This window comes from Candidatus Enterococcus avicola (genome assembly GCF_047470845.1).
GTDB classification, from domain to species: Bacteria; Bacillota; Bacilli; order Lactobacillales; family Enterococcaceae; genus Enterococcus_D; species Enterococcus_D casseliflavus.
In genome coordinates, this window is record NZ_JBLGTY010000024.1 from 1 (window position 1) to 25548 (window position 25548).

Sequence of the window (25548 nt, forward strand, 5' to 3'; positions counted from 1 at the left end):
ATTTTTTGGACTTAACTGTTATAAAATATTTTTTTGATTTAGCTAATTTTCACTTGACTCTATATAGTTAGTCTTTCAAATAGAGTGATTTGTAAGAACAATGAAAGCTAAGAAACAATCGAAAGAAGAACGAGGGAAGGAAAAGAACGGAATAGGTGTTCTGTTATAATTATACCAATAAATAATAAAAAAAATTAAATAAAATAGTAAAATTGAACAAATAGTACAACAAAGGGAGGTTTATTTTTTTGAAAGAGCCAATCAAAAATCAGCTTTTTTTCATCAGCCATTGACAAACCAGGAAAATCCAAGTAGATTAAATCAGGGTACTAGAAAAAGGCAAAATTAGCTGCAGATGATTTGAATCGTAAGAGGCAGCTTTTATTTTCTATTACCATAGATCGAAGGTAGTTGTTCGCAAACATAAAAGAAGTCAGGAACACTTCTTTTCAACCGACAGTATTGCTAAGAAATAGAGGTGGAATCGATGGATCAAAAAGAAAAAATGTTAGAACTAATCAAGAAAAAACAAGGCGGCGGCCGTTCAAAAAAAATGGAATCCCCAAAAAACGATCGAAAAAACATGCGTAAAGGCCCGAAAATTTATAATAAGTAAGACGATGCATTAGAAACATGAAATGGTTGATGAAAAAAAAAGAGAGAAGGACAGGATTTCTGTCTTTCTCTCTTTTTTATTTACTCTTGAGAATCCACGTACAACTCACTCAAAGCTGGCAGATCATGGACTTGGTATTTTGCTTTAAAAGCTGCGATTTCTTCAGCGCTGAAGCGGTTCGGATCAAGTTTCAGTTCTTCGACAGGAAGAGGGCGTTCGTTAGCGATCTTGACATCGATCACCACAGGTCCGTGGCTTTCTTTAGCTTGTGTAAAGACGGATGCTAATTCTTCTTCCTTCGTTACCGTGAAGCCTTTCGCACCCAATGCTTCCCCAACTTTACCAAAATCAGCACCGGCTAGTTGGACACCGAACTTGGTTTGCTCGGTATCTTCTTGCTCCGCTTCGATGAAGCCGAATGAGTCATTGGAAAAGACCACGTTGATGATTGGCAAATCATATTTCACTTGGGTGATGATGTCTTGCATTTGCATCGCAAAACCGCCATCCCCACTAAAGGTAAATACTTGGCGATTCGGATAGCTCAATTGAGCTGCGATCCCACCAGGTACACCATTGCCCATTGTCGCAAACCAGCCAGACGTTGTGAAACGCTGTTCACCCGTCATTTCTAAATGGCGGATACTGTGGATGGTTACATTACCGACATCCGTGACAAACAGGGCATCAGGAGCTGCAATCCGGTTGATTTCTCGATAGACAGGTTCAGGACGCAAAGGAACTTGCGAATCATGGTAAAAACGATGGCGCCATTCATGCCAATTGCGACAGTTTTCTTGATTGGCTTTTAACCAAGCATCTGCAGGACGAGGGGCTGCCATCTCTGTCCATTTTCTAAGAGCGGTCGCACCATCTCCTAAAACAGAGACATCCGTCTGATGACGACGACCAAATTTCGAGGCGTCGATATCAACTTGGACAAAGTTGGCACCAGGATTGAAAAAGCGACGGCCAAAAGGGAAGTCACTGCCGACAAAAACGATGAGATCGGCTTCTGCCAAAGCTTCATTGGCAGGTTTTGTCGCAACCCGTCCAGCAAATCCAAGAAAGTTTTCATAAAGATCAGGCACGATGCCTTTGGCTAAGACAGAAGCTGCGATAGGCATCGAGAAATGCTTAGAAAAAGCATCGATGGCATCAAAATGACCAAAGAGACCTTGTCCGATATAAAGGACGGGTTTTTTGGCTTGTTCAAAATAAGGAAGGGCAGCCTGTAAATCCTCTTCATCAGGCTGGAGAACACCTGTCTTATGATTTTTTGCGGTTGCAATCTCCTGTTCGTCGATTTCTGCAAACCCGTAATCGACTGGGATCGTTACCACAGCGACTCCTTTAAATTTGTAAGCTGCTTTAATGGCTTCGTCCACCACGTGGGGCAAACTTTCAGGGGACATGACCGTGCGATTGTAGATACTGACATCAGCGAACATCGGATTTTCATTCATTTCTTGAAAATCATTGTAGTTCATCGAGCTCGAAGCTACTTGTCCTAACAAGGCAACGACGGGCACGTTATCCATTTGAGCATCATATAAGCCATTGATCAAATGGGTGGCACCCGGACCAGCAGAACCAAAAACCGCACCGACTTTTCCCGTTAGCTTGGCATCAGCCGCTGCTGCCAGCGCACCCGCTTCTTCATGACGTACTTGAATATACTTGACCGATTGCCGTTCATGGTACAAAGCATCCATCGTTGAGTTGAAAGATCCACCGGGGATTCCATAGATATGGTCGATGCCCCAAGCTTCAAAAACCTTGATCATTGCTGTACCAGCATTGATTTTTGTCATTTTCTTCACTCGCTTTCTCTGTTGTCATTCGTTCTCTTTTAAGTATAAACGTTTCTCAAAAAGACAACAAAGAATGCGCCTTCTGTCACAAGGCGCAGTGAAAGACTTATTTTAGGAAATGAACGACTCAGTTGCGCAGCTCTTGCACGAATCGGCTGGCGATCTCTTTTGGTCGGGTGATGGCACCACCAACCACGATACCCGTCACACCCATATCTTGGATTTTCTTTGCTTGTTTCGGGGTGTGGATCTTGCCTTCGGCTATCACTGGAACCTTCGCCGCAACCAATTGCTGGATCAATTGATAATCTGGTTCGTCAATGGTGGGACTATTCGCCGTATAGCCGGACAAAGTTGTACCTACAAAATCGACGCCCGCTTCAAAGGCATTGATGCCTTCCTCATAGGTGGCGATATCTGCCATGAGTAGTTGATGGGGATAAAGAGTTTTGATTTGTTTGATAAAGGCATTGACCGTCAAGCCATCGTGACGTTTGCGCAAGGTGCAGTCCAAAGCGATCACCGCAATCTGTAAAGCTGCTAATTCGTGCACCTCTTTGATGGTCGCAGTGATAAATGGTTCTTCAGGTGGGTAGTCTTTTTTGATGATTCCGATGATCGGCAGATCAACAGCGGCTTGGATCTCGCGAATATCGCGAACGGAATTGGCACGGATGCCAACAGCTCCAGCTTCTTGAGCTGCTTTTGCCAATAGGGGCATGACACCGCCGTTTTCGGTATACAAGGGTTCTCCAGGCAATGCTTGACAAGAAACAATCAACCCGCCCTTGATTTGTTGGGTAAAGACTTCTTTTTCCATTTATATGACACTTCCCATTCTACTAAAGGTTCGTTTCTCCCTTCGACTATATCATGAGGTTTTTTGCTTGTAAATGAATCAACACCTCTTTGAATCAAAGGCAAGACATTCAAAAAACGTGCAGCAAGCATCATTGTCATGGATACTTGCCGCACGTAACGAATAGGCTAGGCAGATTTTTTATTCTGCTTGTTTTGACGTGCATTGCTTGAACTTTTCAAAATCGATCGTTTGATTAGCAGGCAGCACTTCGTATTGCAATCGTTCTGTTTCTTCATCGTGAATGATATGGAGGATTTTTCCTTCGTCATCTACTGGTCCCAGACTGATGATCGTAAAGCGTTCATTGATGACTTCTAAATTTTGTAGAACCCCAGAAAACACTTTGCGAATATGATGGGCGGTCTTGATTTTTTTGTCCGCTTTTTCAACAGCCTTGGCCAACGTAAAGCCTTCATCTAAAAACGTTTTGATCATTTCCACTTTGACGACCGTGGGCAGTCGGTATTTTCGTGGGGCATTTTCTTCTTGTGGGACCGATTGAATAAATCCTTTTTGTTCCCAATAACGCAATTGGCGAGGGGAGATATCACACATTTGGCTAAGTTCGCTGATGCCGACCAACAAGTTTTCATTATCAACGAGTTTTCGAAAAAGATGAGACATACGGACTCCATTCTTGTAAAGGTATTTGTTAATATTGTAACTTGTTTTACTTTTATGTCAAGTAGGTTGACAAATGTTAGGGAAAGATTTAAAGTAAAGAAGGTTTTATGAAAAATATACTGAAAAGAGTGTGAAATATGTCAACGAGTCGTCCTTTAGATATCTACGGCAAACCTTACAACCGTTCCTTACTGGTCATGGTTTTGCTGATCGGTACGTTTTGTACTGTTTTGAACCAAACATTGTTAACAACGGCTTTTCCAACTTTGATGGATGCCTTTGACATCTCAGCATCTGATGTTCAATGGCTGACCACTGGTTTCTTGCTGGTCAATGGGATCATGATCCCGATCACCGCATGGCTGATCAACAAGTTCAGCTCGAGAAGTCTTTACTTAACGGCAATGAGCATCTTCCTTGCAGGAACGATCGCTTGTTTTGCTGCACCGAACTTTTCTACATTATTGATTGGCCGCTTAGTGCAAGCTGCCGGTGTAGGGATCTCGATGCCGCTTTTGCAAAATATCATGTTGTCGATCTTCCCACCAGAAAAACGCGGTTCAGCCATGGGCATGTCAGGAATCGTTATTGGGTTAGCACCAGCCTTAGGCCCAACGTTATCTGGTTGGATCATTGATCATTATGACTGGCGTTATCTGTTCGGAATGGTCATTCCGATCGTCGTTTTAGTCTTAGTCTTAGCGCTCTTTCTAATGAAGAGTGTGATTGAATTGTCGCATCCGAAAATCGATCTGTTCTCAGCGATTTTATCAACCCTTGGTTTTGGTACATTGCTCTATGGCTTTTCAAGCGTCGGCGACAAAGGGTGGGGCAGTATTGAAGTGATCGGTTTTCTAGCAGCCGGTGTCTTTTTCATTGCTTTCTTTGCATGGCGTCAATTGCACATTGAGCATCCGTTCTTAGAGTTGCGCGTGTTCAAATCAACGACCTTTACCTTGGCGTCGATCCTTTCAGGGGTCACGAATATGGCGATGATCGGTGCTGAAATGGTTCTCCCATTGTATATCCAAAACATTCGTGGTGAGTCAGCGTTTCATTCAGGATTGATGTTATTGCCAGGTGCGTTGATCATGGGGATCATGATGCCGATCACTGGTGCGATCTTTGATAAGTATGGTGCAAAACGTTTAGCTATCACCGGGATGTTTATCTTGACTGCCGCAACCTTACCATTTGCTTTCTTAACAAAAGATACACCGATTTTGCATATCATCATTCTTTATGGGATTCGGATGTTCGGGATCTCAATGGTGATGATGCCAGTAACGACTTCAGGAATGAATGCCTTGCCTGGTCATTTGATCAGTCACGGTACCGCGGTAAACAATACGTTCCGTCAAGTAGCCAGCTCAATTGGTACGGCTATCTTGATCAGTGTCTTGACAAACGTCACCAAGGGCAACTTGCCAAGTGATTCTTTGCTGGATGCAACGCCTTTGGCATACAAAGAAAAAGCAATCGAAGCGACTTTATCTGGCTACCATGCTGCCTTTTATGTGGCAGCGGTCTTTAGCTTCTTAGGATTCTTGATCGCCTTCTCCTTAAAGAAAAAAGAACCACGATTGACGGTTCTTGAAGGAGGTGCGGACAAATGATCTTGCTTTTGATCGTTCTTAGCGTGTTAGGGTTTGCAGTACTGAATGTCTTTGCCAAAAACAAGCTGCAAACAGGTTTATCATTGGTCTTAGGTCTAGTCTTCGTGGCAAGTGTCGTCGCATTGATGGCCAATTTGACCTATCATTTTGGAATGGAAAAAGAAACGACTGCTAAAACAACCCCACTGGTTTCTAGTGCCGATAACGAGAATTTTGATTTGCTATTGTATCAGCCATTAGGAGATGGTACGGAAAAAATCTACCTGTATAAAACGGATGCTGATCAAGAGGAACCAAAACAAACCGGTACTGATAAAGTGACCAATGTCGTGGAAACAGGGGCTGATTCAGCTCAATTAGAAACAAAAACGACGCGCTGGGTTTATAAAAGTGACCTATCACGCTTCTTGTTCGGGATCGCTGATAACGATGGCCAATATGTCAGCCGTACCAATACGTTCTCATTGCCAGATTCATGGGAAGTTTTGAGTGTGGATCAAGCAAAAAAACTGGCTTCTTTAGCGAAAGAACAAGCAGACACTATGAAAACACAAGGACAAGCCTATGTCCAAGAAAAAATGCAAGCTGCATTAATGGCTGATCCAACTATGGATGAGGCAGCCCAAAAAGCAAAAATCGCTGAATTGACAGAAGCTTATCAAAAAGAAGCGATGGCAAAATTGCTAGAAGAAGCAAAAAAGTAAAAACGAGCAGATAGTCAGGGGATGGAAGAATCAAATCGGATTCTTCTGTCCCTTTTTATATGGAACGTGATACTTTTGAAAAACGGCTACCACCAAAAAAAATCCCACACACTAGAAGTGAGTGGGATTTTTTTTAGTCAAATGAGCACGCGGCAATCCGGTCGAAAGCTTCTTTCAACAAGTCCAACGATTGGGTGGCAGCTAAGCGAACATAGCCATCGCCGGTCGTTTCTCCAAAGGCTTTCCCAGGGATCATCAGCACACTGGTTTCCTTTAATAATTTCTCGACAAAGCTGACAGAGTCCAACCCCGTTTGTTTAATGTTGATGAAGGCATACATGCTTCCTTTGACTGGGGATAAGGAAAGGAAGGGGATCTCAGCAACCCGTTGTTCAATGTAAGTCAGTCGTTCCTTAAAGACAGCAACCACTTGCGGCACGAGGGTATCATAGTGATTCAATGCGTAAATACCTGCCCGTTGTGAAGGAGTTGGTGCCGAATAGGCGATCGCCTCATTGATCAGTTTTGCCGTAAGATTGATCGATTCAGGTGCGATCATGTAACCGATCCGCCAGCCTGTCATGGCAAAGGCTTTTGAGAAACTGCTGAATGTGATGGTGTTCTCAGGTGCGAAGGCTGCCATCGGTACAAAGGTGTCATCAAAGCAAAAGGCTTCATAGACTTCATCTGAGAGGATTAGTAAGTCATGGTCAATGGCAACTGCTGCGATTTTTTCAAAAGTTTCTGGAGAAAAAACAGCACCAGTAGGATTGTTGGGTGAATTGATAATGATTGCCCGGGTTTTCTCAGTGATAGCGGCCTTTAAAACCTCGACGTCGATTTGAAAGCCATCTTTTTCAAAGGTCGGAATAAAGACTGGCACACCACCGACTAGTTCGACTTGTTGTTTGTAAGGCGAAAAGTACGGTTCGTGAATAATCACTTCATCACCGGGATCAATGATGGCAGCCAAAGCTAAGTACATACCATGCAATGCACCGACAGTTCCTCGTACTTGGCTAGGAGAAAAAGTAAGCTGGTATTGCTTTTGATAAAAATCAACGACAGTTTGGATAAAATCAGCACTGCCGTCTGAAGCGGTGTATTTTGTATGACCCGCTTTGACGTCAGCAAAAGCTGCATCAATGATTGTCGCATCTGTAATCAAATCAGGATCACCAATCGACAAATCAATCAAATTCGGGGTTTTCTTCGCAAGAGTGGCGATCTCCATTAAAAGGTTTTCTTCTGGTTGTAAAAAACGTTCTGCAATCAACGGACGGTTCATTTTGTCATCTCCAATTTCTATAAAACTTTGCTTAAAAAATCCTGTGTCCGCGCATTTTGCGGATGCTCAAAGATCTGTTCTGGTGTTCCTTGTTCTTGAATGATACCGTCAGCCATAAAGATGACACGATCGGCGACTTCTTTTGCGAAGCCCATTTCGTGGGTAACGACGACCATCGTCATGCCTTTTTCTGCCAAAGCTTGCATGACCGTCAACACTTCTCCAACCATTTCTGGGTCCAATGCTGAGGTTGGTTCGTCAAAGAGCATTACATCAGGATCCATTGCCAACGCTCTAGCAATAGCCACCCGTTGCTGCTGCCCGCCAGAAAGGCTAGAGGGGTAACTATCCGCTTTTTCAGCTAAGCCAACTTGCTCCAGCAATCCTTTCGCTGTCTCTTCGGCAGCAGCTTGCTCTTGCTGTTTGACTTTGATCGGGCTGATAGTCAGATTTTCTAACACCGTTTTATGAGGGAATAAATTGAAGCTTTGAAAGACCATTCCCATTTTTTGACGGATCTGATCGATTTTCACCCCTTTTGCCAATAAATCATTGCCTTCGAAGGTGATTTTCCCGCCAGTCGGCTGTTCAAGAAGATTCAAGCAGCGTAAGAAAGTACTTTTCCCACTTCCTGAAGGTCCGATGATCACAACGACTTCACCAGGTGTCACTTCAAGATCGATTTCTTTTAAGACGGTATTCTCGCCAAATGTTTTCACTAATTTTTCAACTTTAATCACTAGTTTTCATTCTCCTTTCAGCAACACCCAATAGACGTGAGAGGGCGAAGGTCAATACAAAGTAGATCAATGATACGATAACGTATGGTAAAAACGGTTTGAAGCTGGCCCCTTGAACGACGCCTGTTTGGAAAATCAGTTCAGACACACCGATTACCGATACGACCGAAGACTCTTTGATGACCGTGACAAATTCATTTCCTAAAGCAGGCAAGATGTTTTTGATAGCTTGCGGGAAAATGATGAAGCGCATCGCTTGGATCTGATTCATGCCTAATGAACGAGCGGCTTCCAGCTGTCCTTTATTGACGGCATTGATCCCAGCACGAATGATTTCTGCCACATAGGCGGCACTGTTTAGTGCTAAGGCAATACAGCCAGCAGCTAATTTCGAAAGCTCTAAGCCTAACACGCCTGTTCCAAAGTATACAATAAATATTTGTACTAACAAAGGTGTTCCCCGAACATATTCAATATAGACAGCGGCAATGACTTTCAATGCTTTTGACTTAGAAAGCTTCATAAAGGCTAACAAGCTGCCACCGATAGAGCCGAATAATACCCCAACCAAGGCTAGGAAGATCGTATAGCCAGTTCCAGTGATGTAAAAAGGCAGATATTTTTCCCAAAAGCTTTGCTCTTCATCGATCGTGCCTTCTTCGGTAAACATCAATCGATAGGCATCTTCTTTGTATTGGCTTAAAAGATCATTACTAATGATAGTTTCAATGGAGGAATTGAGTTTTTCCAGTAAAACTGGCGCTTCTTTCGAGATGGCGATCGCGGTCTCCTTCACGCCGTTTTCAAACGTGACATTTTCGGCTAATGCCAAGGTATCATTCGCCGTCACATAAGCTTCAGCGACGGGACCTTCCATCACGATCGCATCGATCTTGCGTGATTTTAGATTGGTTATCAAATCAGGCACCCTTTGCAAAGAGGTGACGGTCGAGCCAGTCAATTCTGTATTTGCCAGCTCTTCTTGTGTGGTTTGTCGTTGTGCACCGACAGCTACACCATCAAAATCAGCCGTCGATTGGAAACGATCCGCGTCTTCTGCTCGAACCAGAACGGTCTGTTGGACTTCCATATAGGTGTCAGTGAAATTGACTTCTTTACGGCGCTCATCCGTAGCAGCCATCCCAGAGATGACGACATCGATTTTGCCCGTTTTTAGAGCCCCTAACAGCGCGTCGAACCCAAGCTCCTCAATTTTCAGATCGACCCCTAAGTCATCTGCAATTTTTTGGGCAATCGAGATATCGATCCCCACGATTTCATTTTTTCCATCAACATTGGCACGGAATTCATATGGTGCATAATCGGCAGATAAACCCACGACCAATACACCATTTTCTTTGACTTTTTCATAGATTGGATCGGTTTCTTCTGCATGTGCTTGTCCGACAAAGAAAAACGGCAGCAACGCTGTGATGATCCCTAATAAAACAGTACCCTTACTAAACCTTTTCATGTAAACGCCCCTTTAACTTTTTCTGCGCATCTATTAAAAATGCAAATAATAACTAATAAATGTATAAAAATACATATAAGTGATAGAAACTATCATAGCATAACATCAGTTGAAGTCAATAAGTCAGAGAAAAAAAGTCAAAAATTGTTGTAGAGCGTAAAACCATTTATTCAAATTATTTGCAATCCAAGGAAGAAGAAAGTGGAAAAGGAGCAGCAGCCATTTTCTAAACACATCTATTTGAAAGGATGCTTAGAAAATAACGGATAATGAAGAAAGAAAGCAGCTTCGCTTAAACGAGAAACAGAATCTGCAATGACAAAATGAAAAGTTGTTTGAAACAAAGCGGCAAAAACGTAACATAAGACATTTTTTGGATTTCTTGCGATAATAAAAGAGAAGAGGAGGCGATAGAATGAAGGTCGTATTGATTCGACATGGTGAAAGCGAAGCAAATTTTGAAAATTACTGGACAGGGTGGCTGGATGTTTCTCTGACCGAAAAAGGCCGACAACAAGCTTGGGCTGCGGGGGAACAGATCAAAGAATTAGGGATTTCCTTTGATTTTGCCTTTGCATCTGTGCTGCAGCGAACGATCATCACTTGCGATGCCGTTCTGGAAGCCAACAATCAGCTTTGGGTTCCTGTGAAAAAAACATGGCGCCTAAATGAACGTCATTATGGCCAATTAGTAGGGGTCAATAAAGATGAGATGGTGGCAAAGTATGGAAAAGAACAGGTCCAAAAATGGCGACGTGGATATGATGAACCGCCTTTATATGTGAAGGAAAATGATTTAGACCGACGCTATGATTCTTTAGACCCTCGCTTGATACCTAAGGGAGAAAATCTGGGGATGGTGGTGGCGCGAGTAGTCCCATTTTGGCAAGACCAGGTGGTTCCGTTACTTAAAGATCATAAGAATATTCTCATTACTGGTCATGGGAACAGCTTGCGGGCGTTAGTCAAATACTTGGAAGACGTGCCAAAAGATGCCATGGATACGATCGATATTCCTAACGCACAGCCGATCATTTATGAGTTTGATAGCCAAGCAAACTTGATTGAACGGGCGTAATAACGAACATTTAAAGAATAAACCACATTTTCGTTTGATGTTACATCGAAAATGTGGTTTTGTTGTGCTATAATAAGAAAAATTTTATGAAAGGCGGGAGGATATGAAAGCCGTATTAACCGTTATTGGAAAAGACAAGGTTGGGATCATTGCTGGTGTTAGCCAGAAATTATCAGAATTAGAAATCAATATTTTAGATGTGTCCCAAACAATCATGGAAGATTACTTCACGATGATGATGCTTTTAAACATGGATGCCAATCAGGATTTTGATGGTGTTCGTGAGGAGCTTCACCAAATTGGTCGTACATTAGGTGTAAAAATCAGCATTCAAAATCAAGAGATTTTTGATACCATGCACAAATTATAGGAGGCACTATGGAGACAAATCAAATACTTGAAACCATTCGCATGGTGGAAGAAGAAAACTTAGATATTCGTACCATCACAATGGGGATCTCATTATTGGATTGTATTGACGCCGACATTGATCGTACCTGTGAGAAAATTTTTCAAAAAATTACAACAAAAGCGAAAGATCTTGTCAAAGTCGGCGAAGAGATCGAAAGTGAATATGGCATTCCGATCATTAACAAGCGGATTTCGGTTACCCCTGTAGCGATCGTAGTGGCAGCTTGCCAGCCGACACCCGCAGACTGTATCAAAGTTGCGAAGACCTTGGATCGAGCGGCGCAAGAAGTCGGAGTCAATTTCATCGGCGGCTATAGCGCACTAGTAGAAAAAGGCTATCAAGGCGGCGACCTTGCATTGATCGAATCGATTCCAGAAGCCTTGGCTCAAACCAATTTTGTCTGTTCGTCGGTCAATATTGGATCAACGAAAGCTGGGATCAACATGGATGCAGTACGTCTGATGGGAGAAACAGTCAAGAAGACGGCTGAGGCATCAGATATGGGCTGTGCGAAGCTCGTCGTCTTTGCGAATGCAGTGGAAGACAATCCCTTTATGGCGGGTGCTTTTCATGGGGTCGGTGAAGCTGATGTGGAAATCAACGTTGGTGTCAGCGGACCTGGTGTCGTCAAACGTGCCTTGGAAAAAGTCAAAGGCGAGTCCTTTGATGTCGTGGCGGAAACAGTCAAAAAAACAGCTTTCAAGATCACGCGGATGGGGCAATTGGTCGGGCGCGTGGCTTCAGAACGCTTGGGCGTTCCATTCGGGATCGTCGATCTTTCGCTGGCGCCAACTCCTGCAGTCGGCGATAGTGTGGCATTGATTTTAGAAGAAATGGGTCTAGAATCTGTCGGTACCCACGGAACGACGGCGGCTTTGGCCTTGTTAAATGATGCAGTAAAAAAAGGCGGCGTAATGGCATGTAACCATGTTGGAGGTCTGTCGGGTGCCTTTATCCCCGTTTCTGAAGACGCAGGGATGATCAAGGCTGTAGAAGCTGGTTTATTGAATTTAGAAAAACTTGAAGCCATGACGGCGATCTGTTCTGTCGGTTTGGATATGATTGCGATTCCAGGAGATACTTCTGCTGAGACGATCGCCGCAATGATTGCGGATGAAGCAGCGATCGGCGTCATCAACCACAAGACGACAGCTGTCCGAATCATTCCAGCGAAAGACAAAAAAATCGGCGACCGCATTGAATTTGGTGGATTATTAGGGACGGCACCAGTGATGAAAACCAATCCTGCACAGTCTACTGATTTCATTTTACGTGGGGGACGTATTCCCGCTCCGATCCATTCATTCAAAAATTAATTTGTACTCCTTTACTAGGGAAATATGATAAAATGACCTTTAAAAGACCGACCAAAATGCTGTCTTTTAAAGGTTTTTTAGTCATGTAACTATTTTTTTCATGCTTAAGGCGGATGTTTTATCATTTGAAATCGAATACAATGAAAGATAACACGATGAAAAGGGGTGGTAAAATGAAGAACATCTTCCAACTTGGGATGTTGGTTTTTGTTGGTTTGATGGGATTTTTTGTCCTTCAACCATCAATTGCCTTTGGACAGACATTTGTTCGTGATGATGCCGGGGTCCTTTCACAAGAGACGATCAAACAAATCGATACTTTGAATAAAGAGGGCTTTCAATCATTGACTGGAGCACCAGAATATGCTGTGATCACGATCCCTTCTTTAGATGGGCAATCGATTGAAGAGCGTAATTTGGAACTGTTCAATGAGTATGGTTTAGGAAATCCAGAGGACAATAATGGACTATTGTTTCTCTTTGCCATTGACGATCGTGAATTTCGTCTAGGTTATGGCGATGGACTATCCTATGTCTTCAGTGAGCTATCGGAAGATGATTTAGTGGATGAAGATGCCAAAGACGCATTACGAGATGAAGATTATGATACAGCGATATTGGCAGCTTCTAATGAAGTCTATCAGCGAATGAAAGAAGCGGATGAAACGATTGGTTTAGGGACAATCTATCAAGATGGCAAGCAAATGTTAGCAGAAAAACAGGCACAAGAAGCAGAAGCCACTAAGCAGATGTGGTTCACTATTGGAAAAATCGTCAGTGGTGTCGTAGCAGCAGCTGCTGCAGGCCTTGTCGGGTTCATCAGTTTTCGCCATCTTAAAACCAAACGGCGTTTTGAAGAGCACCTGCCATTGCCGAAACATCTGTTAGAAGATAGTCACTTCCAACAGAAAGACTTCTTGAAATGGGCTAGCAATAGAAAGAACTATCAGCGTTACCATCAGTATCAGACAGCAAAAGATTGTCAACAAGCATTTACGCAGTATGTGACGAGGACTTATGTGCCAGCGAAATTGACTTCGGTCAATGGATTGTCGACAGCGGATAAACGAGTCATCCAACATGGCTTGACGAATCCAGCAATTGGCGCCTATTTTTCAAACTTGCTGATGAAGAAACAAACCACGGTCAAACAGTTCGGTCAGGTGATCCTTACACAACATGACACCTTAAAAACCTATGAAGCCCAATTAGGCAGGGAAGTGACTGAACGGATGGCAGACTACGATTTGACTGATGCGGTGTTACCCGAAAATCTGCCTTTAGCAGATGCTTATCGAGCAGAAATAGCCAAGCAAGCCAAAGAAGAGATCAGAAGACGCAATGAGCAAGGGCGATACTTAGCTCAACTTGTGACGGAAAAAGCGACCTATCCTGAGATGGTACAAGCCATTCCAAAAGAAGTTTCTGATGTTCTAGCGGAAGTGAAAACAGATGCCTTGTTCCAAGTTGACTTGAAACAGGTTTATCAAAATCACCCAGATTTAGCGAACAAATTATCCTCATTTGATGCTTCTGATCGAGCAGCCGTTTTGAATAATGCTCGCCAAGAGTATGACCCCCATGGTATGAATATGGCGTTGTTCTTTGTAATGATGAATAATCATGTGACCCATCAAGAACAAGTCATTGCCGATACGCAAAGTTCGTCGAATGATTTTGGCGGCTTTAGCGGAGGAAGCAGCAGCGGTGGCGGTGTTTCTGGTAGCTGGTAATTTTTCGTAGTGAGGAACGTTCATTGTTCTGCAATGCATTCGCTTGCATGTAGGTTTGTGCAAGCGGAAGGATTGTATGGTCAATGGCGTTTTTTCTTGTAGAGGAAATCCCTTGATAAATAAGACAAACCAAACAAAGTGTGGTAAACTTTTTAGAGTTACAGAAAATGAATGGAACTTTCATTCATTTGAAAAAGGCAGAAAACGAGGGATATCATGTACCAATCTTACATATGGGATTTTGACGGAACACTTTACGACAGCTACCCAATCATGTTAAAAGCTTTTATCAAGACATTGAAGGAGTATGGCTTCGATCCAGATCCAGCGGAGATTTATTATATACTGAAAGATTCATCTTCCAAAAAAGTTGCTGAAAAATACAACTTAGATTTTCAAGAGTTCACTAAAGCATTCAAAGCAAATGAAGCGCTGGATGATCGTTTGCCGCTTTCCTTTGCAGGAACCAAAGAAACATTAGAAGCCGTGGTTGCTGCTGGGGGCAAGAACTACATTTTGACCCACCGCGATGTCGTCTCAACGAAAGAGTTGTTAGAAAAAGAACAGATGGCAGACCTGATCGTTGAGATCGTTGGCCCAGAAAACAACTTTCCCCGCAAACCGGATCCAACTTCCCTGATGTATCTTGTTGAAAAGTATCAACTAGACAAAGATCAGACTGTCATGATCGGCGATCGCACGATGGATGTTTTTGCAGGACAAGGAGCAGGTGTCAAGACGATATTTTATGATATAGAAGGTCTCTTAAAAGATGTATCTGCCGACCATACCGTCCAATCAATGGCTGAAATACAAGAAATCATTAAGTCTTGAGAAATCAAGGCTTTTTTTGCGCAAAGAAAGTAAGTTATTTAGTACTCATTACGAACGGTATAAACGTGGTTCTCATTGATCTTCTAGTCTCGGCACAACAAACCAAAAACAAGTCACGCCATTTTTCGACTCAGCGCCATATTCGAAGGCATGAGAAGTCAAAATGGTTTTTACGATCGCTAAGCCGATGCCGGTTCCTTCTTTATGTCCTGCTTGATGTTGGACGCGTTGGTATCTTTCCCAAATAAGTTCGAGTTGTTCTGGAGGGATATCTTTTCCAGGATTGATGACAGCAACTTTTGTTCCTGCAGATGTATTCGTTAATTTGATTAAGAGTCGTTCATTTTTAGGTGTATGGTTGATGCCATTGTTTATTAAATTACGCAAAACCTGTTCCATTTTGATGCGATCCAAAAGAGCATTTCCATTCGTACGATCTGCTTCAAAATCGACAGTGATGTCATATTGATTGGCGATCCCTCTTGCGTAAGCAACGACGGAGGAAACCACCTCGTATGTATTCCAGATTTCATTTTTAAGTTGTGTGTAACCAGCTTGCATGATAGAGAAATCCATGATGTCATCGACCATAGCACTCATGCGGTGGGCTTCGCTGATAATTAGGTCCATATGTTCTTTTCGAAGGCGTTCGTCGTTTCCAGATACATCACGTACCATCTCCCCATAGCCAGTGATCAACGCGAGGGGGGAGCGTAGTTCATGAGAAACATTGGCAATCACTTCTTTTCGCAAGACGTCTACTCGCTGAAGTTCTGTGCTTAAGTCCGCAACAGATTCAGAAAGTGTACCTAATTCATCACTACGCTTAAGTTTGGGTACGGAATAAAGCTCGCCGTTGGTTAAGCGGATGATGGCTTCTTTGATGGTTTTGATCGGGCGAATAAAATGCTGTGCTAAAAAAAAGGAGATCGTTGACGCAAAAATAGTTAATATGATGGTGAATAGAAAGAGTTGCTGTCGATTCAAGCTTTGAAGCGCTTCGATTTGAGTGATCGTATTGGAGAGCAAAAGGGCAGCTGGGCGTTGGAAAAGAGTGGTAGGAACACCAATAAGAATGGCAGAAGACTTTTCAAAGTCTTCTACAGCACTCAGGCTCTCACCATCAAGGACAGTTGGTGCGTGAGATAACAACCAGTTGTATTCGTTGCTCAACCCATCTATGTTTAATTGTTGGCCATTGTTAAATGCCGCCAGAATTTCGCCATCCTCGTCGACTAAGAAAAGAGTCCCAACGATCGTTTTACTGAGGAAAAGTAATGGCTCTTCTGGTAAATCATCTGGATCTACTGCCATTTCTTCAATAGCGGCAGCTGTTTCCTGAACTGTTTCTAAAAGTGATTCTTTCGTTACATTGATATAATTTGGTTCAAAGAGCAAAATTTGAACAGTCCACAAAAAAGCGATGCCAATGATGACCAGCAGCATATTGGCGGACCAAAGCCGCACGAGTAATTTACTTTTGATGTAAGTAAAACCTAACCGACTAGTCTTCATAATCAAATTTATACCCAACTCCCCAAACCGTTTGGATCAACTCTCGGTAATCCCCTAGACGCTCTCGCAAGGACTTGATGTGTGTATCCACTGTTCTGGTATCTCCGAAATAATCAAAGCCCCAGACACCTTCTAAAATTGATTCCCGGCTCAAAGCGATATGATTATTTTTCGTCAAATAGACCAGCAGATCGAATTCTTTTGGCGTAAGCGGCAGAGGATTCCCATTGATCGTTACAGTATGAGAAAAAACATTGACTTCGAGATCACCAAAAACGATCTTTTCGAACTGAAACTGACTGCTTCGTTTCAACACAGCTTTGATGCGAGCCATCAGCTCTTTAGGGCTAAATGGCTTGGCAATATAATCATCGGCACCAAGATTGAAGCCAAAGAGTTTGTCATATTCTTCCTTTCGAGCGGTAATCATGATGACTGGCGTGTTACAGCTGCCTCTGATTTCCGAAAGCGTCTGAAAGCCATCTTTTCCCGGCATCATGACATCTAGGAGGATCAAATCGAATGAATGATTGGTTAATTTTTCCAAAGTTTCTTTTCCATCCGCTGCCTCAAAACATAGATACCCTTCGATCTCCGCATAAGTTTTCACTAGGGCACGCATATGGGTGTCATCATCAACGATCAGTATTTTTTGCAATTTTATTCACATCCTTAAAAATAATTTATATTTTTTAAAGTATATCACAGCATAATCGCTGATTTAATAGGAAAATGACTCTTTGAAAAATAATTGTTCTTTCCCTCACAAGATCATCACAAATACCCAATACTATAGAGGTATATTCAATCGAAAGGAGCGCTTTGGCGATGTATGACTATCATATGGTCAGAAAGAAAAAAGCAAAGAAAAATCGTAAGCTAGTCGGTCATTGGTTATACATAATCAGTCTTGCGCTTTTTATGGGGTTTTCTGCACGTTTGATTTACATTGTTCAAGTCGGCGTGATTGCAGGCGTCTCTTTGTCTGAAAGAATAGAAAATTTGTATTATAGTTCAAGATCGATCGAAACAAGTCGAGGGGCGATTTTTGATCGGCAGGGGACAGTGATCGCACAAGATATTCTTTCCTATACTGTTCGAGCGGTTCTTTCTGAAGATTACATTGACAATGGACGACCCATGTATCTAGACAGAGCGCGCTTTGAGGAGACCGCAACGATTCTTTCGGAGTATTTACCTATTTCTAACGAGCAAGTTTTGTCAATCTTGTCAGATGGTGCGAATCAAACAGATCCGCCTGTCTTTCAAGTGGAATTTGGCAATGTTGGCAGTGGTCTAAGTGTGACTACTCGAAATCAAATCGAAGCGGCGTTTGATGCAGCTGGAATCAACGGTATCTATTTCGATGCTCGTTCAAGTCGCAGTTATCCGAATGGTATCTTTTCTTCACATTTGATAGGGACAACGTCAGATGATGAAGAGATTCGAGTCGGTGTTTCTGGATTAGAATATGTACTGAACGACTTTTTGAAGAATCAAAATGGGCGAGAGTCCTTTCAAGTCAATGCTTCAGGGAATCCTGTTCCCGCAACCAATCAAACCGTAGAAGAAGGAGTAGATGGGAAGGATGTTTGGACGACATTAGATGCTCATCTGCAGTTATTCACTGAATCAGTGATGGATGAAGTTATGGAACAAACACGACCAGAAAATCTAACGGCTTTATTGATGGATGCGAAAACTGGGGAGATTTTAACGATGGCTCAAAGACCTAGTTTTCATCCAGAGACCCAAGAAGGAATTACGGATGAACACTTTATTTGGCGTAATCTTTTTACGGAAGAGATGTATGAACCTGGTTCGACCTTGAAGCTGGCAACCGTTGCGGCCGCTATTGATGAAGGTGTTTTTGATCCGACGGAACGCTACAATCCTGTGAGTATGCAGATTGAAGATCGAGTCATCAATGACCACGACTCAGGAGCAAATGGTGAGTTGACGATGCGGCAAGCGTTAGCTTGGTCAAGCAACACGGGGATGGTTCGACTTCAGCAACGGATCGGTTTTGATAATTGGGCACAGTATTTAACTGATTTTGGACTAGGGAAAGTTACAGGAAGTGAGCTTCCTGGGGAAGTGCCTGGGATCTTACCTTCAAGAAATCGGGTGGATTATGCCATGAGCTCCTATGGCCATGCGATCGGCGTCAATCAGATGCAGATGATGCAGCTATTTAGTGCATTTGCCAATGGTGGCGAGATGATACGTCCGCAATTGATTCGGCGAGTAGGGGAAGAGACCCAAGTCTTTCCAGAAGTCGTTTCCCAGCCTATTTCACAAGCAGCAGCTGATGCTGTTTTAGAATACATGACCGATGTAGTGACGGATGAACGTTATGGCACCGCTTATGATGTATACCAACTGACGAACCATGAGATTTCTGTCAAAACTGGGACTGCTCAGATCGCCAATGAGAATGGTCAAGGCTACATAACGGGAGAGTTTGATTATATTTATTCGGCGGTCTCCATCTACCCAACGGATGATCCACAGTTTATTCTTTACCTCACCATCAAGCGACCAGAAGAATACGATCGACATACATTAGCTAAAATCGCCAATCCCTTGATGGAGCGTTCGATGGCGCTGCAAAGTTTTCGTGAGTAAAAAAAGTTTCTTAACAGGAGCTTAAAAAGACCTAGATCATCTAAGAAATTTCATGCTGCAGCTGGTCAACTTCTCACAGGAATGATAGTCTTTAGAAAAGACAGGAAAGGTGCATCAGCGATCCAATCTAGGGATGAATGAATGGATAAACGATCGCGCTAAAGCTAACACATAAAGATTCATTGACGGAGGTGTCATATGAAAAAAATAAAATTCTTGATCAAAAGCATTTTTCTCATCGGGCTTCTTTATTTTGCAAGCCAGATGATCACATGGCAAGACGGGCGCTTGGCATTTCGTGATGCCCGACTCAACGAGATCACTCAATCTCTCTCGTCCCAATTTTCTCTTTCACAAGACACTTCAGCAAGGCCAGCGGCAGAAACGCCTGTCCAGACATATTTATATAATGAATCACGACAAGTGATCGAAGAAACCTTTGGGGAAGCGATCAATGAATCAGCGAATCGGTATGGACTGAACTGGACTTCCTATCACGATGATTTTCGTAACTTCATGATGGTGATGTACGATGAACATGATATTGCGCAAGGGATCTATACGAATCAAGACACGATTCTTATCGATGACACGCTAGGTATCGGGTCTTCAAAAGCAAGCGTTCGTAATCAGATGGGGACGCGTCAAGAAAGTCTACAACGAGGATCACGACGGTATCGCATCGATTCGGATGCCGACTATGATCTGTTCTTGCAAGACGATCAATTGATTACTTTTTTCTATGATGTTCATGCCGAAGATACAGTGACTGCGATCCAAATCATCAATCGTTCCCTAGAAACACGCCATGCGAATGATTTTCGCCAAAATCAAACCGCCATTTTAAGCGGTTTACGAACACAGTTATTTGAATTAACGAATGCCACCCGAGTGAAATTTGGTTTGTCACCTCTTGATTTCAGCGAAGCAACCAGTGAGACTGCCGTGAAGCATAGCCAAGACATGGCAGAACATCGATACTTTGACCATATCGGGTTAGATGGATCGACTCCATTTGATCGGATGCAAGAAGACGGGATCAGCTTCACTGCTGCAGGGGAAAATTTGGCATTTGGCCAAGCCAGCAGTATTTACGCCCATCAAGGTTTAATGAATTCAGAGGGACATCGGGCAACGATTCTAAATGATGAGTATCAATTTCTCGGGATCGGTATTGCGATCGATACCAGCGAACAGCCATATTATACAACGTTGTATCACCGAGGATCGGCGTCGTAAATTCCTGAATTGCGTGAAACTGATACTTGTTAGCCAGTAAAAAAAGTCGACACGTGGAAAGTGTTGACTTTTTTTCTGTCCTTGATTACTTTCTGCGTATTTCATCTATGAGGTGGTGAAAATGGATCAATGGAAGCTGCTCAAAGACTATTGGCGATTTGCAGTTGGTGGTGCTGTTTTGATGGTTTTGCTGATCATCTGGTTCGTACCGTTCTCGCAAAACAAAGAAACAAACTGGCAATCAATGGCAGATGCAGCAGGTCAATCGTCTGAAATGGGGGAAGGTGGAACCCTTCAAGAAGATGGTCTTAACGATGAAGAGTATGAGATCGTTATCGATGTCAAAGGAGAAGTGCACCAACCGGGCATTTATCGTTTAAAATCAGGTGCGCGGATGTATGAATTGATCGAACAAGCAGGTGGTCTGACAGAAGAGGCGTTAGAAACAGCCATAAACTTAGCACAGGTGCTGCAAGATCAACAGATGGTGATCGTCCCGCATAAAGAGGATCAAGCGTTTACGGAGATGAATGCTTCAGGAGTAGGTGGCAGCCAGACAGCAGTGACACAAATCAATCTGAATCAAGCCAATGCGCAACAACTGCAAGAACTGCCAGGCGTGGGTGCCAAAAAAGCAGAAGCAATCATCGCTTACCGCGAAGAATATGGCTTTTTTAAACAGATTGATGACCTAAAAAAGATCACAGGCATCGGAGAGAAGACCTTTGAGTCCTTGAAAGAGATGATTACAGTGACGGACTGAACCAAATAAAAGTAAGAAATACTAAGAAATGACGGTTGAAAATTCAAGAAATTCGATTAGAATAGAACTAATCAATCGCAAAGGAGCAAATGAATGAGCAATACGAGAATCCCTTGGGACCAGTATTTTATGGCGCAAGCTGTTTTACTTTCTTTACGCAGTACGTGTTCCCGACTTGAAGTCGGCGCTACATTAGTCAAAGATCGCCGAATCATCGCTGGAGGCTACAATGGGTCAGTCAGTGGCGATGTACACTGTATCGACGATGGCTGTTATGTTGTCGATGACCATTGTATTCGGACGATTCATGCAGAAATGAATGCCTTATTGCAATGTGCAAAATTAGGGGTGTCAACAGACAATGCGGAAATCTATGTGACGCATTTTCCTTGCCTTCCCTGTACGAAAGCAATTTTGCAAGCAGGGGTCAAAACGATCCATTATTTGAATGACTATCGTAACAATCAGTATGCAATGGAATTGATTCAACAAGTAGGTGCTTCCGTCCACCAAGTTGAACTTGATCCGGTGTATTTTGAAAAACTTTCATTTGGTGTGCTGAATGATGCACAACCAACAAAAGAGAACTGATTCATTTTTATTTCTTAGTATTATCTTCGCTTGTTCGGTGACTGCTTACTATGTGCAGTCCATCTTACTGGGACTCATTGCACTTTATTATTTCGGGATGCTTGTCTTAAGACGACAAGCATTTTTGTGCATGATTTGTTTTGTCGGACTGTTGCTGTTAAGTGTCCGCGTCTGTCTTTCTCGGACTGGAAACATACAAGAAGGTGAGTATCAAGGGGTAGTCAATGTGTTGCCAGACACGATCAAAATCAATGGCGATCTGCTTACGTTTGAAGCAAAATCTTCCGCAGGTAAAGTGATTGGCCGTTACACGATTTCTTCAGAGACTGAAAAACAGCAATGGCAGGATCGATCCGATTGGGGAAGAAAGCTGCTGGTGAATGGATTTTTTTCACTTCCTGAAAAACCACGAAACCGCCACGGGTTTGACTATTCTGCCTATCTAGCCAGTCGATCAATTATTGGCACAGTCCATATCGAGCAAATGGTAGGAATGGAAGCAACAGACTCAGGCTTTTCGCTTGCAAAAATTCGAGCAGAGGTTATTTCTTCTGTGCAACGAATCTTTCCTGAACGCTCAGCAGCCTATATCAATGCGTTGCTCTTTGGTTTTAAAGACCATGACTTTCAAGAAGTACGTCAAATGTATCGTGCTAGTGGCTTATTGCATTTCTTTACGATCTCAGGAATGCATGTCGTCTTATTTTTCAAGTGGTTTCGCGGATGCTTCTGCCGATTGGGGTTTACGCAACAAGAAATGCTGTTGCCAATGGGGGTCTTTTTCTTGGTCGTAATTGGGATTTGTGGCGGCGGCATTAGTGTCTGGCGTGCTGTCTTGGCATTGTCGGTTACTCAAGTGACCACTCTTTATCAACAACGGCTATCGGTAAGTGATCATTATGGGATCGTCTTAACGGCTCTTTTATTCGTTGATCCCAAAGTATTGCTTCAAACATCGGGGCAACTAAGTCTTTTGATGACCTTCCTGATAATGATGCAGCGACCGATCAAATTGACGTGGTTTTGGCGCAGTCAGTTCCTCACGGTGCTGGCTGCGCCTGTCATTGTCTCGCTCTTTTATGAATTTCCATTATTTGGGGGCTTTTTGACGTTTGTCTTTTTACCGTTTTTTCAATTGGTTTTGCTGCCAGCCTGTTTCGTAATGTTCATTGCTGGGACGCTTTTCCCAACCATCAGTGGGCCGATTGCCCTTTTTGAAGGGCTTTTATCACTTATGGAAGTTGTCGTGGGCGCTGTAGGAGGCGTATCGATAACGGTGGGTGCCGTTCCTGCAGGATTGGCAGCTAGTTGTTGTTTGCTTGGCCTGCTCTGTTACCAAAAGAAACGGTGGCTGCTGGTGATCTGTTTTTCGCTTGTTGTACCAATGGTCTTTCAACAGAATCGCGTTTTACCTACCATTAGTTATGTCGACGTTGGTCAAGGCGATAGTATCGTTTTACAGGCAGAAAAAAATCGCGAAGTTTATGTGATCGATACTGGAGGTTCTCTGTCTTTTCCGAAAGAAAACTGGCAAGAGCGCAAACGACAAGCTGCCGCGGAATCTACATTGATTCCTTTTTTAAAAGGGGAGGGAGTCAGGAAGATCACTGGTTTGTTTCTAACTCATGGGGACACGGACCATATGGGAGATGCGCTAGCATTGATGAAGGCGATCCCTGTTGAAACGTTATATCTTGTACCAGGAAGTGAACAAGATCACCGCATTGCCAAGCTTTTAAACGAACTGCCTAAGCAGACAAGCGTTGTTTGGACGACGGTTGGCCAAGTGGTGGGTGATTTCCTTCAGTTGCAAGTATTGGCACCAGAATCAGGTGCAGGACAAAACGAAGATTCGATGGTGATTAAAACCAAGGTAGGGGATAAAACATTTTTGTTTACTGGCGATCTCGAACAGGCAGGGGAAAAAAAGTTGATTCATGATTATCCGAATTTAAAAGTTGATGTATTGAAACTAGGGCATCATGGCAGTCGAACCTCGACGGCACCTGAGTTTGTTGCGGCAATCGATCCCCAATTCGGGATCGTTTCAAGTGGACGGAACAATCGGTACGGGCATCCTCATGAAGAGGTGCTTGAAACATTGGCAAATCAGACCGTTTTGCGAACCGATCAGCAGGGCATGATCCAATTTATTTGGTCTGAAAAACAACAATCATTTTTGATAAAAACGCTGCTAGACTATCCGATTGACTAATGGTAGGATAAGAATGAAAGCGGGGGGAACGATGGAATTACAAAAAGCGTTGCAAGCAATTCGAACCAAGGAGTTGCAATCGATTTATCTGGTCATCGGCAGTGAAATGTTTTTACAAGAGCAAGTTCGCACGGCCTTTTTGGAGCGTTTTTCCGTTGGGAAAGATGATCTGAATTTTGCTTCCTTTGACATGGAGAAAGATTCCCTTGATATGGTGATCCAAGAAGCCCAATCGTTGCCTTTTTTTGGCGATCAGCGATTACTGTTCGTTGAGCGGCCATTTTTCTTAACGGCTGAAAAAAAGAGCAATGCACCTGAGCATGACCTAGATGATTTTTTGAATTATATCAAAGACCCATTGGAATCATCGGTAATGGTGATTTTTGCAGATGTCGATAAATTAGATGAACGGAAAAAAATTACTAAGCAGTTGAAGAAAGCCGCAGTTGTGATTGATGTCGCACCTATGAAAGAAGCCGACGTGCGTCAGTATCTCCAACAGTCGTTGGCCAATGATGGCATCGAAATGAGCCGAGAGGCGTTTGATTTGTTTTTACGGTTAACGGATCTGCACCTATCAAAAGCGATGCAGGAGTTACAGAAACTACGGCTGTATGCAGGAAATGGCAATAAAATTACGAAAGAGATCGTCTTGCAGTTGATCCCTAAGACGTTGGAACACAATGTCTTTGAATTAACCAGCGATGTCTTAAAGGGGAACGTATCGGATGCGTTGCGCTTGTATGACGATCTATTATTGCAAGGGGAAGAGACGATCAAGATCAATGCTATCTTGATCAGCCAAGTCCGTCTGCTGTTACAGGCGGCGATTTTGATGAAAATTGGCTACCAGCAAGCCAATATCGCAGAAACGTTGGGGATTCATCCGTACCGAGTGAAGTTAGCGATGCAGCAAGCTCGGGGGTTTGGAGAAAAGCAATTAGCGGCACTATATAGTGAATTGATCGAAAATGATTACTTAGTAAAAAGTGGTCAGATGGACAAAGAGTATTTGTTCCAGCTATTTGTTTTAAAACATGGCAAACAGTAAGACAAAAAGAAAGGCGCAGTAATCGATGATTGCTGCGCCTTTCTTAATTTGCTTATTTTGCAATTTTTTTACTTAAACGAGATTTGTCGCGACTAGCTTTGTTCTTGTGGATCAATCCTTTAGTCTCAGCCATATCGATTGCTTTAACAGCATCTTTATATAACGCATCTACGTTATCAGCACCAGCTTCAACAGCTTGATCAAATTTTTTGATTGCTGTGCGCATTGTGCTTACTTGAGATGAATTCTTAGCATTAGCCGCTTCGCTTGTGCGAACACGTTTGATTGCAGATTCAATGTTTGGCATGTATTTCACCTCCGAAAAAAAAGTTCAATTACGTTTAGAAAACGTATAAATCAACACTAGTCATTATACCTAATGCCAAGAGTGATTGCAATAAAAGTTGTAAAGAAATTTTACTTAACACAAAAATT

23 protein-coding genes are annotated in these 25548 nt (G+C 42.9%); 14 read left to right on the forward strand and 9 right to left on the reverse strand.

Annotation, left to right across the window (positions count from 1 at the left end; all coding sequences use genetic code 11):
* Positions 1-487: 487 nt before the first annotated feature.
* A complete protein-coding gene (locus ACI3E5_RS15090; RefSeq protein ID WP_005236316.1) occupies positions 488-616 on the forward strand; it encodes a hypothetical protein in 129 nt (42 codons plus the stop codon).
* Positions 617-696: 80 nt separating this feature from the next.
* Here ACI3E5_RS15090 and spxB read toward each other — a convergent pair whose 3' ends face one another.
* From spxB to ACI3E5_RS15105, 3 genes are all read right to left on the reverse strand, one after another.
* Positions 697-2430 (reverse strand): pyruvate oxidase, encoded by a 1734-nt coding sequence (spxB, locus tag ACI3E5_RS15095; RefSeq protein ID WP_325845066.1) that lies wholly within the window; start codon positions 2428-2430, stop codon positions 697-699.
* 127 nt (positions 2431-2557) lie between these two features.
* On the reverse strand, positions 2558-3250 hold the full coding sequence (locus ACI3E5_RS15100; protein ID WP_015509858.1) for an N-acetylmannosamine-6-phosphate 2-epimerase: 693 nt from the start codon (positions 3248-3250) through the stop codon (positions 2558-2560).
* 180 nt (positions 3251-3430) lie between these two features.
* Entirely contained in the window at positions 3431-3916 is a 486-nt protein-coding gene (locus tag ACI3E5_RS15105; protein ID WP_005230125.1) for a MerR family transcriptional regulator, read from the reverse strand.
* Positions 3917-4053: 137 nt separating this feature from the next.
* Here ACI3E5_RS15105 and ACI3E5_RS15110 point away from each other — a divergent pair, with 137 nt between their 5' ends.
* Positions 4054-5532: an MDR family MFS transporter gene (locus ACI3E5_RS15110; RefSeq protein WP_015509856.1), complete on the forward strand. Its 1479-nt coding sequence runs from the start codon at positions 4054-4056 to the stop codon at positions 5530-5532.
* On the forward strand, positions 5529-6236 hold the full coding sequence (locus ACI3E5_RS15115) for a DUF4811 domain-containing protein (protein WP_005230129.1): 708 nt from the start codon (positions 5529-5531) through the stop codon (positions 6234-6236). Before ACI3E5_RS15110 ends, ACI3E5_RS15115 begins: the two co-directional genes overlap by 4 nt.
* 133 nt (positions 6237-6369) lie before the next feature.
* Here the strand turns inward: ACI3E5_RS15115 and ACI3E5_RS15120 are convergent, their stop codons facing one another.
* From ACI3E5_RS15120 to ACI3E5_RS15130, 3 genes are read right to left on the reverse strand one after another with little or no spacing between them, the layout of a single operon-like run.
* The gene (locus ACI3E5_RS15120) at positions 6370-7524 is read right to left on the reverse strand and encodes a pyridoxal phosphate-dependent aminotransferase (protein ID WP_289229556.1); all 1155 of its coding nucleotides are present in this window, start codon (positions 7522-7524) and stop codon (positions 6370-6372) included.
* A gap of 17 nt (positions 7525-7541) precedes the next feature.
* Positions 7542-8264, reverse strand: coding sequence for an amino acid ABC transporter ATP-binding protein (locus ACI3E5_RS15125; RefSeq protein WP_005230134.1), 723 nt, complete (start codon positions 8262-8264; stop codon positions 7542-7544).
* Positions 8257-9738 (reverse strand): ABC transporter substrate-binding protein/permease, encoded by a 1482-nt coding sequence (locus ACI3E5_RS15130; protein WP_005230136.1) that lies wholly within the window; start codon positions 9736-9738, stop codon positions 8257-8259. Before ACI3E5_RS15130 ends, ACI3E5_RS15125 begins: the two co-directional genes overlap by 8 nt.
* A 415-nt stretch (positions 9739-10153) precedes the next feature.
* Between ACI3E5_RS15130 and ACI3E5_RS15135 the strand changes: the two genes are divergently transcribed.
* The 5 genes from ACI3E5_RS15135 (at position 10154) to ACI3E5_RS15155 (ending at position 15111) form a co-directional block, all read left to right on the forward strand.
* Positions 10154-10816 carry a 2,3-bisphosphoglycerate-dependent phosphoglycerate mutase gene (locus tag ACI3E5_RS15135; protein ID WP_325845067.1) on the forward strand — a complete coding sequence of 221 codons (663 nt, stop codon included), beginning with the start codon at positions 10154-10156 and terminating at the stop codon, positions 10814-10816.
* A gap of 103 nt (positions 10817-10919) precedes the next feature.
* The gene (locus ACI3E5_RS15140) at positions 10920-11186 is read left to right on the forward strand and encodes an ACT domain-containing protein (protein WP_325845068.1); all 267 of its coding nucleotides are present in this window, start codon (positions 10920-10922) and stop codon (positions 11184-11186) included.
* A gap of 8 nt (positions 11187-11194) precedes the next feature.
* Positions 11195-12544: a PFL family protein gene (locus ACI3E5_RS15145; protein ID WP_005230144.1), complete on the forward strand. Its 1350-nt coding sequence runs from the start codon at positions 11195-11197 to the stop codon at positions 12542-12544.
* 140 nt (positions 12545-12684) lie between these two features.
* Positions 12685-14277, forward strand: a complete 1593-nt coding sequence (locus ACI3E5_RS15150) for a TPM domain-containing protein (RefSeq protein WP_325845081.1) — start codon at positions 12685-12687, stop codon at positions 14275-14277.
* Positions 14278-14493: 216 nt separating this feature from the next.
* Positions 14494-15111, forward strand: a complete 618-nt coding sequence (locus tag ACI3E5_RS15155) for an HAD-IA family hydrolase (protein WP_325845069.1) — start codon at positions 14494-14496, stop codon at positions 15109-15111.
* Between the two features lie 72 nt (positions 15112-15183).
* On the opposite strand, the gene ACI3E5_RS15160 is transcribed toward ACI3E5_RS15155, so the two are convergent.
* Complete coding sequence (locus tag ACI3E5_RS15160; protein ID WP_498822067.1) at positions 15184-16626, reverse strand: sensor histidine kinase; 1443 nt, start codon at positions 16624-16626, stop codon at positions 15184-15186.
* Complete coding sequence (locus ACI3E5_RS15165) at positions 16616-17284, reverse strand: response regulator transcription factor (RefSeq protein WP_005230154.1); 669 nt, start codon at positions 17282-17284, stop codon at positions 16616-16618. The genes ACI3E5_RS15160 and ACI3E5_RS15165 overlap by 11 nt, the downstream gene beginning before the upstream one ends.
* A 170-nt stretch (positions 17285-17454) precedes the next feature.
* Here ACI3E5_RS15165 and ACI3E5_RS15170 point away from each other — a divergent pair, with 170 nt between their 5' ends.
* The 6 genes from ACI3E5_RS15170 (at position 17455) to holA (ending at position 25113) form a co-directional block, all read left to right on the forward strand.
* Entirely contained in the window at positions 17455-19254 is a 1800-nt protein-coding gene (locus tag ACI3E5_RS15170) for a penicillin-binding transpeptidase domain-containing protein (RefSeq protein WP_498822065.1), read from the forward strand.
* Positions 19255-19452: 198 nt separating this feature from the next.
* Entirely contained in the window at positions 19453-20493 is a 1041-nt protein-coding gene (locus ACI3E5_RS15175; RefSeq protein ID WP_325845071.1) for a CAP domain-containing protein, read from the forward strand.
* Between the two features lie 121 nt (positions 20494-20614).
* On the forward strand, positions 20615-21256 hold the full coding sequence (locus ACI3E5_RS15180; RefSeq protein WP_498822064.1) for a helix-hairpin-helix domain-containing protein: 642 nt from the start codon (positions 20615-20617) through the stop codon (positions 21254-21256).
* Positions 21257-21349: 93 nt separating this feature from the next.
* Positions 21350-21847 (forward strand): ComE operon protein 2, encoded by a 498-nt coding sequence (locus ACI3E5_RS15185; protein WP_005230159.1) that lies wholly within the window; start codon positions 21350-21352, stop codon positions 21845-21847.
* The gene (locus ACI3E5_RS15190; protein ID WP_498822063.1) at positions 21819-24062 is read left to right on the forward strand and encodes a DNA internalization-related competence protein ComEC/Rec2; all 2244 of its coding nucleotides are present in this window, start codon (positions 21819-21821) and stop codon (positions 24060-24062) included. The genes ACI3E5_RS15185 and ACI3E5_RS15190 overlap by 29 nt, the downstream gene beginning before the upstream one ends.
* Positions 24063-24093: 31 nt before the next feature.
* Positions 24094-25113 (forward strand): DNA polymerase III subunit delta, encoded by a 1020-nt coding sequence (gene holA, locus ACI3E5_RS15195; RefSeq protein WP_334202408.1) that lies wholly within the window; start codon positions 24094-24096, stop codon positions 25111-25113.
* Positions 25114-25165: 52 nt separating this feature from the next.
* Here holA and rpsT read toward each other — a convergent pair whose 3' ends face one another.
* A complete protein-coding gene (gene rpsT, locus ACI3E5_RS15200) occupies positions 25166-25420 on the reverse strand; it encodes a 30S ribosomal protein S20 (RefSeq protein WP_005230162.1) in 255 nt (84 codons plus the stop codon).
* Positions 25421-25548 lie beyond the last annotated feature (128 nt).